Here is a 19111-nt window from a genome sequence, read left to right on the forward strand (position 1 = left end):
TTACCCGAATTATGCGCAGTGAAGCTGTTAAATCAATACAAGAAAAGGCATCTAGCCCCTTTAAACCTGGATTAGGTCCCTATCCTAGTCGAGGGGAAACGATACGGTGGCTTGAGCCCACTCTGCTTCTTAAAACACGGTTTTTAGAATGGACGGATGAAGGGAAATTGCGTCATGCCCAGATTATTGAGTAAAAAAGATCAGACGATCGCCGTAATTGTAGACGATAAAACTCTTTCTTTAAGTAATTTAGATAAAGTGTATTTTCCAGAGCAAGAAATTAGCAAAGGAGAATTGATCCGCTATTATTCGGAGATGGCTCCAATAATCTTACCTCATTTGAAGCAGAGTCCCTTTGTCATGGTTCGATATCCCGATGGAATTAACGGAGATTATTTCTATCAAAAAGAGTGTCCCCCCCATGCACCGGATTGGATAACCAGGTATTCTGATCCACGTTCCAAGCATGGCCTAACCTACCTGGTTTGTGATCAACTTGCCACCTTAGTTTATTTAATCAATCTAGGGTGTATCGAAATTCACACTTGGGCGTCGAGTATATATAAACCCAATTTCCCCAAGTGGGCAGTTTTTGATCTGGACCCAGATCCCCCTTCGGGATTTAAGGAGGCCATCAAGGTGGCGGAATGGTTGGGGGAGATTCTCAACGAATTAAAGGTAAAGTTTTTAGTTAAAACTTCGGGGGCCACAGGGGTGCATATTCTGTTGCCGTTAAACGATAATCATACTTACGCTGAAGTACAAAGCGGGATAGAAGGAATCTGTCGGTTTCTAACAGCTCAGCGGACGGAATCATGCACTGTGGAGCGTGCTGTCAGGAATCGACAAGGAAAGGTCTATCTCGATTATCTTCAAAATGGAAGAGGGAGAACCATGGCAGGTATTTATAGTGTTCGACCAACACGGTTGGGACATATCTCAACCCCTTTGCTATGGGAAGAGGTGGTTCAAGGGATTAATCCCGATGATTTTCACGTGCGTTCTTTCCGAAGACGGTTAGAAAAAGTGGGGGATCTGAGTACAATGATGACTAAGGGGAACGATTTTTCTTCAATTCTGCACTATTTTACCTAATACAAGGAAGTTCGATAATCTTTTACGCAGGAAAAGTGTCCTTTTGTCCCGAAATGGGGCTAAAAGGAGGTGCGCATAGTGGGAATTGAAGAGGAAAAACTAGTTCGCGCGGCATTCCGCACGATTTCAGGCATTGGAAGCCAGCATTTACGGCGGCTTATTGCATACTTTGGTAGTGCCGTCAAAGCCTGGGAGGCTTCAACAAGCCAATACCTGCCCATGGCTACCCAAGAAAAATGGGTTCAAGAAATTATGAAGGTAAGGCACATGATTGACCCACTTCAGATTGGGGATTCTCTGACCAAGCAAGGAATTCAAATGATCACTCCCGATGAAATCGATTATCCTAGGTTACTAGCGGAATTAGCGGATGCACCCCCGCTTCTCTATTATCGTGGACGTCTCCAGGGGAGTGCAGAAGGGCTTGCCATTGTGGGCTCGAGGCGAGCAACTTCCTATGGTAAAGCGGTGGCTAGAGTGCTTGCTCGTGATGCTGTAGCTCGGGGGATTGTCGTAGTCAGCGGTCTGGCCCGAGGGATTGATACAGCAGCACACCAAGGAGCTCTAGATGGTGGCGGGGTCACATGGGCTTTCCTCGGTTGTGGTTTAGATCGAATTTATCCCTTAGAAAATCGGAAGTTGGCGGAGGGTATTTTGGAGAGGGGCGCTTTAATCAGTGAGTTTGTGCCTGGCTCTCCACCCAATGCTGCACATTTCCCAGCCCGAAATCGCTTGATTAGTGGGTGTTCCCGTGGGGTGGTCGTTGTGGAGGCTGCAGAAAGAAGCGGAGCCTTGATTACGGTCGATTTCGCGTTGGAACAAGGGCGAGAAGTATTTGCTGTTCCAGGGCCCATTTTTAGCGAGGTGAGTCGAGGCCCGCATCATTTACTGCGCCAAGGAGCAAAAATTGTTGAAGGAATTGAAGACATTTGTAGTGAGCTGCCTTTAGGATCTCATTATGTTGGTCAAATTGCGCCTGCGAAAAAACCTGCGCCCGACATACCTTCCAGTGATCAAGAACATGAGTCTATCTTAGGACAATTAAGTGATGTGCCTTTGCATATTGATCAGATAACGATCCATTCAAAACTTCCAGTTTCTAGTATTTCCTTAGCCTTATTGGAGCTGCAATTAAGCGGAAAAGTCATACAATTGCCAGGACAACATTATGTATTAGCACGAGAGTGCTAGACATACTATGAAAAAGGCGTTAATATAGGGCTTAGTTTTCCAAATGTTAACTCAAGGACTCAGTTCGAATCCATTTGGATATAAGTGTAATATAAGGAATTCAACGAAATGTCCTTAACTCTTGTTTTCTGAAGAGAACATTTTGAGTTCGAACCCCGCGCATCGCGCCTCGAACCTCAATAAAAGGGTTAGTTTTTAAGTATATATTGAGGTGAAATGATGTCAAAGACGCTTGTTATTGTAGAGTCCCCTGCCAAGGCAAAATCGATTAGCAAATTTTTAGGAAGTCGTTATACGGTTAAGGCTTCGATGGGACACTTACGGGATTTACCGAAGAGTCAATTGGGTGTGGATATTGAACATGACTTCGAACCAAAATACATTGCCATTCGTGGTAGAGGAGATTTGATCAAGGATTTACGGGCTGCCGCAAAGAGTGCAGATAAGGTGTTCCTAGCTTCTGACCCTGATCGTGAGGGGGAAGCAATTGCTTGGCATCTTTCTCATTTGTTGGGACTTAACCAGGGTGATAAAAACCGAATTGAATTTCATGAGATTACGAAACAAGCTATTCAGGCTGCCATTAAACATCCACGGCAAATAGACCAGGATCGGGTAGATGCTCAACAAGCACGACGGGTATTAGATCGGCTAGTGGGCTACCAATTAAGTCCCTTGCTATGGCGTAAAATCAAGAAAGGTTTAAGCGCTGGACGAGTCCAATCGGTAGCAGTTCGGTTAGTCGACGATCGTGAGGAAGAAATACGGGCTTTTGTCTCGGAAGAGTATTGGAGTCTGACGGCTAATCTTCAATCTGCTGGAGGAACGTTCCTAGCAAAGCTTGTTAAAAAATCGGGTAAGAAACTATCCATTTCATCGAGGGTAGAAATGGAAAATGTTCTAGCCGAGTTAATGGGAAAAGAGTTTCAAGTTTCCGAGGTTCGTACGAAAGAAAAGAAAAAGCTTCCTGCACCTCCCTTTATAACGAGTAGTCTTCAACAGGAAGCGCATCGCAAGTTGGGTTTTTCTCCTAAACGAACCATGATGTTAGCCCAGCAATTATACGAGGGGCTGGACCTTGGCAAAGAGGGAACTGTCGGACTGATCACCTACATGCGTACAGATTCCGTCAAGATCGCGGATACGGCTCAAGCAGAGGCCAAGGAATGGATTCTTTCACACTATGGGAATGAGTATTATCCTTCTGAACCGCGCCAGTTCGCGAATAAGGGGAGGGCTCAAGAAGCGCATGAAGCGATCCGACCAACTGCTGCTTTGCGGACTCCAGAAATGCTGAAGGGAATTTTATCACGGGATCAATTGCGCTTGTACCGCTTAATCTGGGAGCGCTTTATAGCGAGTCAGATGAGTGTAGCCATTATGGATACGTTAACCGTTGAAATTTCAGTGGAGGATTATTTATTCCGTGCTAATACCTCTACAGTGCGATTTCCTGGCTTTTTAGCGGTTTATGAAGAAGGAAACGATGCTGGAGAGTCTGCGGATGACGAACAAAATTCACTCACACTTTCGGTCTCTGCAGGAGAAAAACTCTCGCTTATCAAACTTCAAGAAAAGCAACATTTTACAGAACCACCGCCACGTTACACAGAGGCCTCTCTCGTTCGTAAGATGGAAGAGGAAGGAATCGGGAGGCCAAGTACGTATGCGCCGACCATCGAAACCATTCAAACAAGAGGATATGTTGTTAAAGAAGAGAAACAACTCCTTCCAACAGAACTTGGGGACATCGTCATATCCTTACTCAAGGAACATTTTCCAGACATTTTGAATTTAGAGTTTACGGCTAATTTAGAAGAAAAACTCGATTTAGTTGAAGAAGGGAATGCTCCATGGAAGTCTGTGGTGGGAGATTATTATGGACCCTTTTCCGTGACCTTAGCTGAAGCTGATGAGAAAATCGGCAAAGTAAAAATTGAGGATCAAGTTTCCGAAGAGCTATGTGAGAACTGTGGTCGAAATATGGTCATCAAAATGGGGCGCTATGGTAAATTTCTGGCTTGTCCAGGTTTTCCGGAGTGTCGAAACACGAAGCCACTTTTTGAGGAAGTGGGAGCGAAGTGCCCAACATGCTCTAAACCCCTCGTGGTTCGCCGTTCAAAGAAGGGACGGAAGTTTTTTGGGTGCCTCGGTTACCCAGAGTGCGCGTTTGTCTCATGGGAAATGCCGGCCCCTGAGCCTTGTCCGGAGTGCCAGCAATTGATGGTGATTAAATCGTCCAAACGCCAAAAAAAACATGTCTGCACAAATCCGGAATGTCGCTTTACAAAAGTTATTGAAGAAGCTTAATGGAAGAAGGCCAACGTTTTTCAATGTTTATTGGGTAAGGAGCGAATAGTTACATGCAGCAGTTCATAACTGTCATCGGTGCAGGCCTCGCGGGTTCAGAGGCTGCTTGGCAACTTGCTGAACGCGGAGTCATGGTCGATTTATATGAGATGCGCCCGACTAAAACTACCCCCGCACATCAAACGGATCGGTTTGCAGAACTAGTTTGTAGTAACTCTCTGCGGGGGGCTGGTATTGAGAATGCCGTGGGGTTATTAAAAGAAGAAATGCGCCGTTTGGGTTCCTTGATCATGGAGGCGGCTGATCATAACGCGGTTCCCGCTGGCGGCGCTTTAGCTGTCGATCGGGAACTGTTTTCAAGTGAAATCACAAAACGGTTGGAACAGCACCCCCGTGTACGTGTTCACCGCGAAGAAGTCCATTCTCTTCCCCAAGAGGGGATGACGATCGTCGCAAGTGGTCCTTTGACCTCGGATGATTTAGCCGACAATATTCAAAAGGCCACGGGAGAGCAGGCCTTATCTTTTTATGATGCGGCTGCGCCGATTGTCACTCTTGAATCCATTGATTTGAACAAGGCCTTCTGGGCTTCCCGTTATGACAAAGGAGATGCGGATTATTTGAATTGTCCCATGACGAAGGAAGAGTATGAAACCTTTTACAAGGCGTTGATAGAGGCTGAGATGGCGGAAATCCAAGGCTTTGAAGAAGGGAAAGTTTTCGAAGGTTGTCTGCCGGTTGAAGTGATGGCTAAACGTGGCATTCAGACCCTGACCTTTGGCCCCTTAAAACCAGTAGGCTTAATCGATCCTCGCACAGGTAAAAAATCTCATGCTGTGGTACAGTTGCGCAAGGAAAATCAGGCCGGAACACTCTTTAATCTAGTCGGCTTTCAAACCCATTTAAAATGGGGGGAACAAAAACGGGTGTTTTCGTTAATCCCTGGATTGGAGAAGGCTGAATTTGTACGTTATGGGGTTATGCACCGCAATACGTTTCTTAATGCACCGAACGTACTTAACGCAGATTTCAGCCTAAGGTTGAAACCAGAGCTTTTCTTTGCCGGTCAAATGACAGGAGTCGAAGGATACGTAGAATCCGCTGCCAGCGGGCTTCTAGCAGGCCTTAATGCCTGGCGGCGTCTAAGTCAGATGGATACATTAGTTTTTCCATCTGAAACCTCACTAGGAGGATTAGCACGCCATTTAGAGGGATCTCCCAGTCAAAGTTTTCAACCTATGAATATTAACTTTGGCTTGCTTCCCCCCTTGAGCGAGCGAATAAAGGATAAGCGCCAGAAAAATGCTCGAATCTCAGAGCGTGCTTTAGCATCATTAGCTGAATTTTGTGAACGCGAGGATTTGGGGAGGTAAGAGCCAGTGTTGGTTGACGAAGCCTTAAGTTTATTTGTAGGTTATCAACATTCCCAAAATAGGTCTGAGCATACGGTCGTTGCGTATCAAACAGATCTTGGGCAGTTTTTTCGGTTTGCTGCACAGGATAAGGGCATTGAACCCGAAAAACTTACGGTCGATAGGATTGACGTTTATAATGTGCGTAGCTTTCTAGGGGTTTTAGCAGAACACGGACTGGCAAGAAAAAGTATGGCCCGTAAGCTTGCTGCGCTACGGTCTTTTTTTAAATTCTTATGTCGTAAAGAAATCCTCAAAATAAATCCAGTACAGCGGGTGGCGAGTCCGAAGTTGGGGCGCAAACTCCCGCATTTTCTTTACCTAGACCAAGTCGAGGGACTATTACGTGCTGCGGATTGCTCGAATCTACTGGGTTGTCGAGACCAAGTTATTTTGGAACTGCTTTATGGATCAGGATTGAGAGTCAGCGAATTAATCGGCTTAAATCGAGAGAACCTTGATTTAGACAGCGGGTTAATTCGTGTATTGGGCAAGGGTAGCAAGGAGAGAATAGTTCCAGTAACCAACTATGCTATTCAGGCGATCAAGGTATATTTAGGAATGCGGGAAGATCATAATGGCGCTCTTTTGCTTAATTATCAAGGAACGCGTTTATCAGATAGATCAATTCGCCGAATTTTGGACAAACTAGTCTCAAAGATTAGTTTGGAACAGCATGTAAACCCTCATATGCTAAGACATTCTTTTGCCACACATTTGTTGGATGGCGGAGCTGATTTAAGAAGTGTCCAAGAGTTACTAGGACATCAGAAACTATCCTCGACCCAAATATACACGCATCTAACCCGTGAACGACTTAAAGAAGTCTTTACTCAGGCCCATCCCCGTGCTAAATAACAAAGAAGTTAAAGAATCTATAAATTTTCTTAAAAAAGTGCAAATTACCTACAATTTACCTTGACAGGCCGAAAGTGCCCTAGTAAACTTCATTAAAGGGGGTTTGATATATGTTTCATGCAACAACCATCGTCGCAGTGAAAAAAGGGGAACACGTAGCAATTGCAGGTGACGGTCAAGTAACCTTTGGACAGGCTACCGTTATGAAACATAAGGCCCGTAAGGTCCGCCGCTTATATAACGGAAAAGTCATTGCAGGGTTTGCGGGATCCGTTGCGGATGCGTTTACACTGTTTGATAAGTTTGAACAAAAGCTTGAAGCGTATCATGGGAATCTCCAGCGTGCGGCTGTGGAGCTAGCGAAGGAATGGCGAACAGACAAAATGCTGAGAAATCTTGAAGCTCTTCTTTTAGTTGCGGATACCCAAAATCTTTTAATTGTTTCAGGCTCAGGTGAAGTGATTGAACCAGACGATGGAATTGCAGCCATTGGATCCGGAGGGAATTATGCTTTAGCAGCAGCCCGCGCTCTTGCCAAGCATTCAGATCTACCAATTTCGGAAATGGTACGAGAAGCAATGCTTATAGCGGCTTCAATTTGTGTGTATACTAATGAACAAATTACTGTGGAAGAGTTATAGGAGGTGAGATTATGGATCGTTTGACTCCGCGTGAAATTGTCCGTGAATTGGACCAACACATTATTGGACAACATGCGGCCAAACGAGCAGTAGCGGTAGCGTTACGTAATCGTTATCGACGCTCTTGTTTGCCGGAACAATTACAAGAAGAAGTCATCCCCAAGAACATTTTGATGATTGGTCCCACTGGCGTTGGAAAGACTGAGATAGCCCGTCGGTTAGCGAAGCTGGTACGTGCCCCCTTCATAAAAATTGAGGCTACGAAATTTACGGAAGTGGGTTATGTCGGTCGGGATGTAGAAGCTATCATTCGAGACTTAGTCGAAATTTCCTTGCGTATGGTGAAAGTGGAGCGGACAGAACATGTTCAGGCTCAGGCGGCCGTCAATGCTGAGAAACGCTTGCTAGAACTATTAGTTCCGGAAAAACGCTCAGAGAGTTCATCCAGTAATCCCTTCCAAATGTTATTTGGTCAATCTTCAAATCAGGAAAAGGAACCAGAAGTAACTCCTGAAATTGAAAAAGAACGTAAGGTCGTCAGAGAACACTTAGAACGAGGAGATTTAGAGGAAAAGGTTATTGATATTTCCGTTGAGGAAAGTTTGCCACTTTCCGATATGCTGGGCAATAACAATATGATGGAAATGGGAGTAAATATTCAAGATATGATGTCCGGAATGCTCCCTAAGCGGCATAAAAAGAGGAAAGTGACCGTCCGCGATGCCCGGAAGATCCTGATTCATGAAGAAGCTCAAAACTTGATTGATCAGGACGAAGCAGTTCAAGATGCGATTCACAGAACAGAGCAAGAGGGAATTGTATTCCTGGACGAAATCGACAAAATTGCAGGGCGCGAAAGCGCGGGTGGTGCAGACGTTTCAAGGGGCGGGGTTCAACGCGATATCCTCCCAATTGTTGAAGGGTCTACCGTGGTAACAAAGTATGGTCCGGTCAAAACCGATCATATCCTTTTCATTGCTGCAGGCGCTTTTCATGTCAGCAAACCGTCAGACCTCATTCCAGAACTTCAAGGGAGATTTCCGATCCGTGTAGAACTTGAATCTTTAAGTGTGTCAGATTTCAAGCGAATACTTACGGAAACCCAATCGTCGCTCATTAAACAGTACAGTGCTTTATTGGGAACGGAAGGAATAAAGGTAGATTTTACAGAGAATGCTATTGATGAATTGGCAGAAGTTGCCTACAAGGTGAATTCTACCACAGAAAATATTGGGGCACGCAGACTCCACACAATTGTAGAAAAAGTACTCGAGGAACTATCGTTTGAAGCATCTGAGTTACCAGACGATTATACGGTTACGATTAATCGAGAATATGTTCAACATCGCTTGGGTGATGTAGTTCAGAATCAAGACTTAGCTCGCTATATTCTCTAGGAACAAGTTGAATATACTTTATGGATGTAAATTAAGGAGGATTTAAAACTTATGGAAATTACGTTATTAGAAAAAACAAGGACCATTAATAAACTAATCCAACGTGCTGCCGGGAACCCGGTTGATTTTGAGGAAATGGCTAAAGTTCTTCGCCAGGCTGTGACTGCTAACTGTTATATTGTTGGACGTCGCGGGAAGATTTTGGGATTTAGTTTCATGGAAGGTTTTGCGTGTGGAGTTATGGAGGATATTGTTATTCATTCAGAACGCTTTCCGGAAAGCTATAACGAGGGTCTGATGAAAATAAGTAGTACGATTACAAATACGACACAAGTTGCCAATGGCTGTGTGTTTAACAGTAATCAAGCTTGTAATTTTACAAATAAGCTTACTACCATTGTACCAATCTTAGGCGGAGGGGAACGAGTTGGGACGCTGGTACTTGCCAAATATGATGTGGAATTTGGTGAAGACGATCTTGTCCTAGCTGAATACGGTGCGACCGTGGTAGGCATGGAAATCTTACGGGTTAAAGCGGAACGTGCAGAAGAAGAAGCCCGTAAAAAGGCAGCCGTTCAAATCGCAGTGGGAACTCTATCTTATTCTGAGCTTGAGGCAGTAGAGCATATCTTTGCTGAATTGGGTGGTGGAGAAGGGCTATTGGTGGCGAGTAAAATTGCTGATCGAGTTGGGATTACTCGTTCGGTCATTGTGAATGCGCTCCGTAAATTTGAATCGGCGGGTGTGATTGAATCAAAGTCCTTGGGTATGAAAGGAACTTACATTCGAGTTCTCAATGATTATCTCCTTGATGAACTAGATAAACAGACTAAACACACGAAATAGGGGTTTAGCAGGAGGGGGATTTCATGGATGAACATGATTACGTTTACCTAATGAGACCGCTTGTCGTACCAGGACTCGTGTTTCTAATTGTTTATCCCCTTGTAATAGGGAGTTTGCATGTTTTCAGTAAGCTGCCCATCGTGGAACTAAGAGTACTGATAGGAATCTACGTGGTTTCAGGGTTGGGAATCTTAGCTCTATGGGTTATCGGGAAAAGTAAACGTATGCAAATTAATGATGGGCAAATAGTTTTTCATTCACTGCTCGGAGAACGCATCCTAGAACCACAAGATATTCGAAGAGTTGCCTTTTATTTTGATCAACGAGGGCAGGAAATAGCTCAGATTCGTACGAACGATGCGTTATTTTACGTGAGTGAATACTATTTCCCCTTCCCCGAATTAATGAGCGACTTAGAGAACTTTATTCAACAGTACGATGTACGTTCTAATCTTTCAAGAAATGCTGTTTGAGTAAACTGAGTCTATAATTATGCATATTTCGTTGCAAAGTTTTTAGGAATATGCTACTCTATTGGCAGTGCGATTTAATGACACACGCAGTGGGATTAAGATGCCGGTTCCTTGTCGGGAGGCAAGGGGTGTTTTGAAATGAACCTGTGGTGGAAAAAACAAAAAAGAAAGTTGGTTTAACATGGCTGTCATTTCTATGAAACAATTGTTGGAGGCGGGTGTCCACTTTGGACATCAAACACGTCGCTGGAACCCCAAAATGGCGCGCTATATTTTCACGGAGCGCAATGGAATCTACATTATTGATCTACAAAAGACCGTTAAAAAAGTGGATGAAGCGTTCAATTTTGTCAGAAACCTAGCTTCCGAGGGAGGTACCATGCTATTTGTAGGTACCAAGAAACAAGCACAAGAATCCGTCAAGGATGAAGCCGCTCGATGTGGCATGTATTTTATCAATGAACGCTGGCTTGGAGGCATGCTGACAAACTTCCAAACGATTCAAAAACGAGTGGATCGTTTACGTGTTTTGGAACGCATGGAAGCTGAAGGTGTCTTCGAAGTTCTTACCAAAAAAGAAGTTTCTGCACTTCGTCATGAAATGGAAAAATTAGAACGCTTCTTGGGTGGTATCAAGAACATGAAAAAGCTTCCCGATGCGTTATTTATCGTTGATCCACGTAAAGAGAGAATTGCAGTCGCAGAAGCACGCCGTTTAAAAATTCCCATTGTAGCAATTGTTGATACAAACTGTGATCCAGATGAGATCGATGTTGTTATCCCAGCGAATGATGATGCAATCCGTGCCGTTAAGTTGCTCACTGCAAAAATGGCGGACGCGATTATTGAGGGTCAACAAAGTACTGAGGATGAGAATGAAGAAACTGGAGACGTTGTCGAAGCATAAGCGAGGCTCGAGGCGCGAGGTTCGAAATTCGAATCTCGCACTTCGCACGTTTTGAGTCGTATACTATACATGCGTAAAATGCATACTTATAAGGACAATATATGGCATTATCACATATTTTTCGTGCGTCGCGCCTCGCGCCTCGTGCATTGAATTAGGAGGGTTTACTATGGCAGAGGTAACTGCGGCTCTAGTTAAAGAACTTAGGGAACGTACTGGAGCAGGCATGATGGATTGTAAAAAAGCACTGACCGAGTGTAGTTGTGATCTCGAAAAGGCCTGCGATTTTCTCCGTGAAAAAGGATTAGCAGCCGCTGCTAAAAAAGGTGGCCGTATTGCGGCCGAAGGAACGATTGAGTCCTATATCCACGGTGGTGGACGAATCGGGGTACTTATTGAAGTTAATTGTGAAACTGACTTTGTGGCTCGTGGGGACGAATTTAAAACGTTAGTTCGTGATATGGGATTGCATATCGCTGCGGCAAACCCACAATATCTCAATAAAGAAGATGTTCCAGCTGATGTACTCCAACATGAGAGAGATATTCTTAAAGCTCAAGCTCTCAATGAAGGCAAGCCAGAGAAAATCATTGAAAAGATGGTTGAAGGTCGGATCGAAAAGTTTTATAAAGAAGTATGTTTAATGGAACAAGCTTTTGTCAAGGATCCTGATAAGAGTGTTAGAGATATGGTAATGGATAAAATCGCCAAAATTGGCGAACGCATTGTTATTCGTCGGTTTACTCGCTATGAATTAGGCGCAGGTATTGAAAAAAGACAAGACGATTTTGCGGCAGAGGTTATGAAGGAATTAAATCGATAAGTCAACCTAGACAATCTATCAAGAGAACACCCCGGTGTTCTCTTTTTGTGAATGTAGGAGGATTTCTTTCTCTAGACGTAGAATTAGATTGATGGAGGTTAACCCATGGAAAAACCACGGTATAGTCGAGTTGTCCTAAAGATCAGTGGGGAAGCACTTGCAGGTAAACAAGGCTTTGGACTCCAACATGATATGCTTGTTTCCGTTGCAGAGCAGGTAGCAGAAATCCGAGGTATGGGGGTTGAAGTTTGCCTAGTTGTCGGGGGTGGAAACTTATGGCGGGGTATTGCGGGTAGTGCTCAAGGCATGGACCGTGCAACTGCCGATTATATGGGTATGTTGGCAACCGTGATGAATGCGCTCGCTTTGCAAGATGCTTTAGAAAAGGCTGGATCTGATACCCGCGTCTTATCAGCAATCGAAATGAGACAAGTTGCTGAACCCTATATTCGTCGTCGAGCCATTCGGCATATGGAAAAAGGGCGAATCGTCATTTTCGCTGCAGGTACAGGTAATCCATACTTTTCAACGGATACAACCGCTGCTTTAAGGGCGGCTGAAATCGAGGCAGAGGTCATCTTGATGGCTAAAAGGGTCGATGGGGTTTATGATTCCGATCCATTTATCAATCCGCTGGCTAAGAAATTTGAACGCTTAAGTTATTTGGATGTTTTAAGCCAAGGACTTGGAGTCATGGATTCCACGGCAACGTCACTGTGCATGGACAATAATATTCCTGTCATTGTTTTTGACCTTACGAAAAATGGCAATATTCGCCGTGTTATCATGGGGGAAGCGATTGGAACGTATGTAGGGAGGGATAGTCAATGATTTCCGAGATTATAAACGATGCGGATGAGCGAATGCATAAAGGGATTGAAGCCTTACGTAAAGAGTATGCTACAATTCGTGCAGGACGAGCAAATCCAAGTGTTTTAGACAAAGTTATGGTTGAATACTATGGAGCTCCTACTCCGATTAACCAGCTCGCCAATATTTCTGCCCCGGAAGCAAGGATGCTTGTGATTCAGGCTTGGGATAAGTCTGTGCTTCCTGCCATTGAAAAGGCAATTATGAAGTCAGACCTGGGCCTCAATCCCTCCAGTGATGGAATCGTGATTCGTCTTATGATTCCGCAACTCACGGCAGACCGCCGGGCTGAATTAGTAAAGACTGTGAAAAAGAAAGCTGAGGAAGCACGAGTTGCGGTGAGGAATGTGCGCCGAGATGTCAATGATCATCTTAAGAAGCTGGAGAAAGATCACGAAGCCTCCGAAGATGAGGTCAAACGGGCCCAAGACGATGTGCAAAAGATGACAGATAAGATGATTAGAGAGATTGAACGTGTGTTGGAAACTAAAGAAAGTGAAATCACACAAGTATGATACAAGCTTGGCTCGGTCGAAGTTGGAACGAGGTTCAGCTTGAACTAGAAAATCTAGGTAAACCATACGCTTTCCAAATAACACGCCCTCATGGTAAAATGGAATCGTGGGGAGATTGCCGAGTTGTCCGCATCCGAAAAATGGGCGATCGTGTGAACGTACTATTAGCACACGAAAACTTTTCGCCAAGACAGACATTGACCCCCTAACTAAAAAGGGGGTCTTATAATCGTAGTTCGTAGTTCGTAGTTCGAAGTTCGATGTTCGTGGTTCGAACTTTGGACCACGAACATCGAATATCGCCTATGGAAAAAAAAGGTTCGATGTAAGCGGTTCAGAGTACCACTTTTAGTTCATAGTTCAAAGTATTTAACCACGAACATCGAACCCGGAGAAGTGGTCCGATTTAAGTGGTTGGGAGTATATGTTTAGTACGTAGTACTTAGTATGAAGTCTAAAATCGAACCACGAATATCGAACATCGAAAATGGGGGTGTAAATGATGTGGCTTAAGGCTTGGAAACAAAACAAAGTGGACTCAGATGATCAAGTTGCGCTGGACCGCCTTCCTCGCCATATAGCCATAATCATGGATGGGAACGGACGATGGGCTCAAAAACGCGCGCTTCCCCGATCGATGGGACATCGGGCAGGCGTCGAAGCCTTGCGCAAAGTCGTTAAAACCTGTTCTGAATTGGGGATTGAGGTTCTTACAGTTTATGCGTTTTCTACGGAGAATTGGAATAGGCCTAAAGACGAAGTAGGGGTACTCATGACATTGCTCACAGAGTATTTGCGAAAAGAGCTCAACGAGCTTCACCAAAATAATGTGGTCATTCGGACTATCGGGAGAATTAAAGATCTTCCCCTAGATGCACAGCGCGAATTAGAAAACTCAAAAAAGAAAACTCGAGATAACACTGGACTCGTGCTTAACCTTGCCTTAAACTACGGAGGTCGATCTGAAATCATTGAGGCTGTTAAGCAGGTGAGTGGGGATGTTTTGAGTGGGAAATTAGGTATTGAAGACATCGATGAAGATGTTTTCTGCCAACACCTATTTACCCATGGGATGCCAGACCCTGATTTATTAATTCGTACCTCGGGTGAAATGAGATTAAGTAACTTCTTACTCTGGCAATTGGCGTATACTGAGATTGTTATTATTCAGGAGCTTTGGCCTGACTTTGAGAAAAAGACGTTGCTTGAGTCTATTAAAGCGTATCAGAAACGGGACCGTAGATTCGGTGGAATACATACAGATTGAGGATTAATAGATGTTTATTAGGACAATGAGTGCTTTGATAGGAGCTCCAATTCTTTTGACGTTAGTCTATTTTGGTGGGTCCTATACGTTTTTCTTAGTCACATTGCTAACCTTATTGGCGCTGAGGGAGTTTATTCAAATTGGCGACAAGATAGGTATTCGTACATGGACTAAATTGTCAACACTATTCGCCCTAATATGGCTGATAAGTCTAGTTAATGGCGGAGAAAAATGGATGTTGCCGACTCTGCTCTTTTGGCTTTTAATTGGATTTGGAAGATTTGCTTTAACCTACCCAGGAACATCACTTAACGAGGCGAACTTCAATATATTGTCTGTTTTTTATACAGTGGTTTTATTATCTCATCTTTATTTACTACGTCAGCTTCCGAGAGGAATAGAGTGGACTTTTCTTACTATATTTTTGGTATGGTCTACAGATACAGGGGCATACCTGATTGGGAGACAATTTGGGCGTCATCTTCTAGCGCCTCAAGTGAGTCCGAAAAAAACAATCGAGGGTTCACTAGGGGGATTATTATTTAGCATTGGGATGGCTGTTGGGTTTTGGCGATTGGTCGGTGGTGCTCATATATGGACGTATATTCTATTTGCTATCGTCATTGGAACCAGTGCCCAAATTGGTGATTTGTTTGAATCCGCCTTAAAACGAAGTGCGGGGGTTAAAGATTCAGGAAAACTTATTCCAGGGCATGGGGGAATCCTAGATCGTTTTGATAGTCTTATTTTTTCCCTCCCTTTGGTATATTATGGAGTAATTCTTCTAACGTGAGGTGAACGCATTGAGTATTCAGAAACATCCTCTATGGACTAGTATCAATAGGCTTGCGTTGCTGACTAGTGCCCTTGTTCTTTTGAAGGTTTTTACTTACTTTTTCCAAGACTTCTTGCCCGTTTTTGCTGATGTTATTGGCAAAATGTTTGGTGCCCTTTTGCCGTTTTTAATTGCGCTCATTCTGGCGTTTTTACTCGAACCACTACTTGTACGGCTGATGCGTGTTGTGCGCATTCGTCGACCATATGCTGCAGTGCTTACTCTCATCTTAGCGATCGCAGGATTGAGCCTTTTTATTTTCTTGATTGTTGCTCGTCTTTATACGGAATTATCTGAGTTAGCTATCAAACTACCAAATTACGGATACCTTGTGGATCTCGTAACCAAGCAAGTGGATACAGCTGAACGCTTTGTAAGGGTCAATCCGCAAATTCAAGATACTTTATTTGCCTCGACAGAAAGTTTAGCGAGAACACTTCAAGAATGGGCTAAATCGGGAAGTACTTTTTTACTTACGTTTTTGACTGCGCTACCAGGTGTATTTATTGTAATGGTAGTTTCATTGGTTGCGACCTTGCTTATAAGCTCCAGTTACCCAGATGTGAAACGGTTTATTTCTAATTTATTTCCCCGACGTTGGCATATTAGTGCACAGGCCATTAGTGCAGACTTAGGCGCAGCCGTCATAGGGTATTTGCGAGCGCAAGCGATTTTAGTCTCTGTGACGGCATTGTCAACGATTGCAGGACTATTGATAATGGGTAATCGTTATGCCGTTACCTTAGGCGTCCTTGCCGGAATTCTGGACATCGTACCGATTGTAGGCACTGGTATACTCTTCGTTCCATGGATCGTTGCCCTATTTATTATGGGATCGTTCGGAGAAGGGTTAAAGCTGTTAGTAATGTGGGTTATTACAGTGACAGTACGGCAGTTTTTGGAACCTAAGATCTTGTCTAAGGGAATTGGAATTCACCCACTTCCAACACTTATTTCTATGTACGTGGGGCTTCAGTTGCTAGGAGGTATGGGGCTCGTAGTCGGCCCTGCGTTTGTGATTAGCTATGAAGCGTTACGACGAGTTGGGATATTCGGGCCTCCTAGGGAGTAAGGCGAAGTTCGAGGTTCGAGGTTCGAAACCCGATTATCTCAGTTCGCTCACAAGGATAGTTCACAAAAGTCAGTTCCATGCAGTAAATTTCCAGCATTGGCATAAGCGAACTCGTTCAACTAAAGATGATAACTATTTTAAAAAGCAGGAAGAGATGATAAGCGTTGAAGACGCTGACCTTATTAGGATCAACTGGTTCGATTGGACGTCAAACTTTAGAGGTTGTTCATCACGCCGAAGAGCACCTTAAGGTTCATGCTTTAGTGGCGTCGAAAAGTGTCGAATTAATGGAAAGACAAGCGCGACTTTTTCGTCCTACGGTGGTGGTGATGATGGATGAAGCCGCAGCTCAAGAATTACGAGGTCGTTTGAGGGATTTGCCGATCAAGGTAGATCAGGGTATGAATGGGATAATCGATGCGGTTATTGCTCCTCAGGTAGATACTGTTGTCACTGCTCTTTCTGGAAGAATTGGTTTAGAACCTACCCTTGCGGCGATAGAAACTGGGAAAACGATTGCTTTGGCTAACAAAGAAACCTTGGTGGCGGGTGGAGACTTAGTGATGTCTTCTGCAAAGAGAATGAAGTGTCCGATCCTTCCGGTGGATAGTGAACATTCAGCAATATTCCAGTGCCTTGAGGAAAGTCTAGATACGATTACCAAACTTATTTTGACAGCTTCAGGTGGGCCTTTCTTCGGATGGACTAAGGAAAAATTAGCAACGGTGACTCTGGAAAAAGCTCTCTGTCATCCCAATTGGGAGATGGGTGCAAAAATCACAATTGACTCCGCTACAATGATGAACAAGGGTCTTGAAGTAATTGAAGCCCATCATCTATTTAACAAGGAGTACGATCAAATTGAGGTTCTGATTCATCCTCAAAGTGTTATCCATTCCATGGTGGAATATCAAGATGGCTCAGTTCTTGCGCAATTGGGAAGACCCGACATGCGTTTACCGATCCAATATGCTCTAAGTTATCCAACCCGCTGGAAGAATCCGTTTGAACGCCTTGACCTCAAGGGGAAAACGTTGTCCTTTCATGAACCGGATCGGGATGCTTTTCCTGCTTTGGCCTTGGCATACAAGGTGGGACGACGTGGCGGTACCCTTCCGGCAGTCATGAACGCTTCTAATGAAGTAGCCGTTTCAGCGTTTCTAGAGAAGAAAATTACCTATTTGGGGATTTTAGAGATTGTCGAAAAGGTTTGTTCTGAACATCATGTTTTAGATAGCCTTGATTTGGGAAGTATACTCGATGCAGACACTTGGGCGCGTCGTAGGACTGAAGAACTGGTTGCGAAGTTCGATGCACGAAGCGCGATGCTCGATGTTTGAATTTCAATGAACTATTAACCATGAAGTACACAGTATGAATCACTAGATGGACAAAATCATAGATAGTCTACATTCTGAACGACGAATCACGAGAAGGAACCACGTACTCAGTATTAGATAATTGTATACGATCGAACCACGAACTACGAACCTCGTACCACGAGTAAAGGGGGGTATAAAGTGTTAACGACACTCGCCATTGTTTTTGTTTTTGGAAGCATGGTTATGATTCATGAATTCGGACACTATATTGTCGCAAAATGGATCGGGGTTAAAGTGCTCGAGTTCAGTTTTGGTTTTGGCCCAAAAATAGTGGGTTATCAAGGGAAAGAAACGTTTTATTGTCTGCGTCTGATTCCTTTAGGTGGGTTCGTAAAACTTCATGGCATGGATGCCGAAGTGGATGCTAATGGTCGATCGATAGTAGCCCCGAGCCAAGATGTCCGAAGTTTTATGAATAAGCCGGTGTGGCAACGGATGGCTGTGATTGCGGCTGGACCTATCATGAATTTTATTTTGGCTGTGATTTTGTTTGTGACTGTTTTTGCCTTTCTAGGCATCCCATCCTCAGGAGATAGTAATTTGATTGGCTCACTCTTGAAGGGAAAACCCGCCGCCACGGCTGGAATCCAACCCGGAGATAGAATCATTGCTGTGGACCAGGTGAAGACTCCTGATTGGACTAGCTTAACCGAAGCAATCCACGCAAAACCTGACCAACTATTGACGTTAACAATAGAACGGATGAATGAAAAGCAGGTTCAAACACTATCCGTCAAAACGGAAAAAGATGCCCAAACTGGGTATGGGATGATTGGGATCGCACCAGAGGTAATCTATGAACATGCCTCAATTCTAGAGGCAACTCATTATGGTATTGAACGTTCCGTGGACTTCACTAAGCTGATAATGGTGACTTTGACCCAAATGGTAACTGGGAAAATCCCAGCTGAAGTAGGAGGTCCAGTTATGATTGCTCAGGCAATCGGAGAAGGAGCTCATCAAGGGTTAGCTAGCTTGTTGGGTTTGACTGGAGTTCTAAGCATTCAATTGGGACTGATTAATTTGTTCCCCATCCCAGCTTTGGATGGGAGTCGGCTTGTCTTCCTTTTGATCGAGGGACTACGGGGAAAACCCCTTAACCCAGAAAAGGAAAACATGATTCACTTGGTAGGTTTTGTGTTACTGATGATGTTAATGCTTGCCGTTACCTATAAAGATGTCTTACGCTTGTTTGTTAAAGCTGGGTGATGGACAGG

18 protein-coding genes and 1 pseudogene are annotated in these 19111 nt (G+C 44.1%); all 19 read left to right on the forward strand.

What is annotated here, in order from left to right:
* A pseudogene (locus UF75_RS29105) lies at nucleotides 1-194 on the forward strand (hypothetical protein); the annotation flags it as partial.
* On the forward strand, nucleotides 187-1095 hold the full coding sequence (ligD, locus tag UF75_RS12770; protein WP_197079392.1) for a non-homologous end-joining DNA ligase: 909 nt from the start codon (nucleotides 187-189) through the stop codon (nucleotides 1093-1095). The pseudogene UF75_RS29105 and the gene ligD, both read left to right, overlap by 8 nt.
* A gap of 78 nt (nucleotides 1096-1173) precedes the next feature.
* Complete coding sequence (gene dprA, locus UF75_RS12775) at nucleotides 1174-2286, forward strand: DNA-processing protein DprA (protein ID WP_197079393.1); 1113 nt, start codon at nucleotides 1174-1176, stop codon at nucleotides 2284-2286.
* A 219-nt stretch (nucleotides 2287-2505) separates the two neighbouring features.
* Nucleotides 2506-4596 (forward strand): type I DNA topoisomerase, encoded by a 2091-nt coding sequence (topA, locus tag UF75_RS12780; RefSeq protein ID WP_045574983.1) that lies wholly within the window; start codon nucleotides 2506-2508, stop codon nucleotides 4594-4596.
* A gap of 53 nt (nucleotides 4597-4649) precedes the next feature.
* The gene (gene trmFO / locus UF75_RS12785; protein WP_045574984.1) at nucleotides 4650-5969 is read left to right on the forward strand and encodes a methylenetetrahydrofolate--tRNA-(uracil(54)-C(5))-methyltransferase (FADH(2)-oxidizing) TrmFO; all 1320 of its coding nucleotides are present in this window, start codon (nucleotides 4650-4652) and stop codon (nucleotides 5967-5969) included.
* A 6-nt stretch (nucleotides 5970-5975) separates the two neighbouring features.
* Nucleotides 5976-6866, forward strand: coding sequence for a tyrosine recombinase XerC (gene xerC / locus UF75_RS12790; RefSeq protein ID WP_045574985.1), 891 nt, complete (start codon nucleotides 5976-5978; stop codon nucleotides 6864-6866).
* A 110-nt stretch (nucleotides 6867-6976) separates the two neighbouring features.
* Nucleotides 6977-7507: an ATP-dependent protease subunit HslV gene (gene hslV / locus UF75_RS12795; RefSeq protein WP_045574986.1), complete on the forward strand. Its 531-nt coding sequence runs from the start codon at nucleotides 6977-6979 to the stop codon at nucleotides 7505-7507.
* An 11-nt stretch (nucleotides 7508-7518) separates the two neighbouring features.
* Nucleotides 7519-8904, forward strand: coding sequence for an ATP-dependent protease ATPase subunit HslU (hslU, locus tag UF75_RS12800; RefSeq protein WP_045574987.1), 1386 nt, complete (start codon nucleotides 7519-7521; stop codon nucleotides 8902-8904).
* 51 nt (nucleotides 8905-8955) lie between these two features.
* Nucleotides 8956-9750: a GTP-sensing pleiotropic transcriptional regulator CodY gene (gene codY, locus UF75_RS12805; RefSeq protein ID WP_045574988.1), complete on the forward strand. Its 795-nt coding sequence runs from the start codon at nucleotides 8956-8958 to the stop codon at nucleotides 9748-9750.
* 23 nt (nucleotides 9751-9773) lie between these two features.
* On the forward strand, nucleotides 9774-10223 hold the full coding sequence (locus UF75_RS12810) for a hypothetical protein (RefSeq protein WP_045574989.1): 450 nt from the start codon (nucleotides 9774-9776) through the stop codon (nucleotides 10221-10223).
* A 181-nt stretch (nucleotides 10224-10404) separates the two neighbouring features.
* On the forward strand, nucleotides 10405-11130 hold the full coding sequence (gene rpsB / locus UF75_RS12815) for a 30S ribosomal protein S2 (RefSeq protein ID WP_045574990.1): 726 nt from the start codon (nucleotides 10405-10407) through the stop codon (nucleotides 11128-11130).
* 169 nt (nucleotides 11131-11299) lie between these two features.
* Nucleotides 11300-11953: a translation elongation factor Ts gene (tsf, locus tag UF75_RS12820; protein WP_045574991.1), complete on the forward strand. Its 654-nt coding sequence runs from the start codon at nucleotides 11300-11302 to the stop codon at nucleotides 11951-11953.
* A 105-nt stretch (nucleotides 11954-12058) separates the two neighbouring features.
* Complete coding sequence (gene pyrH, locus UF75_RS12825; RefSeq protein WP_045574992.1) at nucleotides 12059-12784, forward strand: UMP kinase; 726 nt, start codon at nucleotides 12059-12061, stop codon at nucleotides 12782-12784.
* Entirely contained in the window at nucleotides 12781-13338 is a 558-nt protein-coding gene (gene frr, locus UF75_RS12830) for a ribosome recycling factor (protein ID WP_045574993.1), read from the forward strand. Before pyrH ends, frr begins: the two co-directional genes overlap by 4 nt.
* 502 nt (nucleotides 13339-13840) lie before the next feature.
* A complete protein-coding gene (locus UF75_RS12835; RefSeq protein WP_045574994.1) occupies nucleotides 13841-14605 on the forward strand; it encodes an isoprenyl transferase in 765 nt (254 codons plus the stop codon).
* Between the two features lie 10 nt (nucleotides 14606-14615).
* Entirely contained in the window at nucleotides 14616-15398 is a 783-nt protein-coding gene (locus UF75_RS12840) for a phosphatidate cytidylyltransferase (protein WP_045574995.1), read from the forward strand.
* Between the two features lie 10 nt (nucleotides 15399-15408).
* Nucleotides 15409-16512 (forward strand): sporulation integral membrane protein YtvI, encoded by a 1104-nt coding sequence (gene ytvI / locus UF75_RS12845; protein ID WP_045574996.1) that lies wholly within the window; start codon nucleotides 15409-15411, stop codon nucleotides 16510-16512.
* A gap of 164 nt (nucleotides 16513-16676) precedes the next feature.
* Complete coding sequence (locus UF75_RS12850) at nucleotides 16677-17852, forward strand: 1-deoxy-D-xylulose-5-phosphate reductoisomerase (protein ID WP_045574997.1); 1176 nt, start codon at nucleotides 16677-16679, stop codon at nucleotides 17850-17852.
* 180 nt (nucleotides 17853-18032) lie between these two features.
* Nucleotides 18033-19103, forward strand: coding sequence for an RIP metalloprotease RseP (gene rseP / locus UF75_RS12855; protein ID WP_045574998.1), 1071 nt, complete (start codon nucleotides 18033-18035; stop codon nucleotides 19101-19103).
* Nucleotides 19104-19111 lie beyond the last annotated feature (8 nt).

Source organism: Desulfosporosinus sp. I2, assembly GCF_000960765.1.
In the GTDB taxonomy this organism is placed as follows: Bacteria; Bacillota; Desulfitobacteriia; order Desulfitobacteriales; family Desulfitobacteriaceae; genus Desulfosporosinus.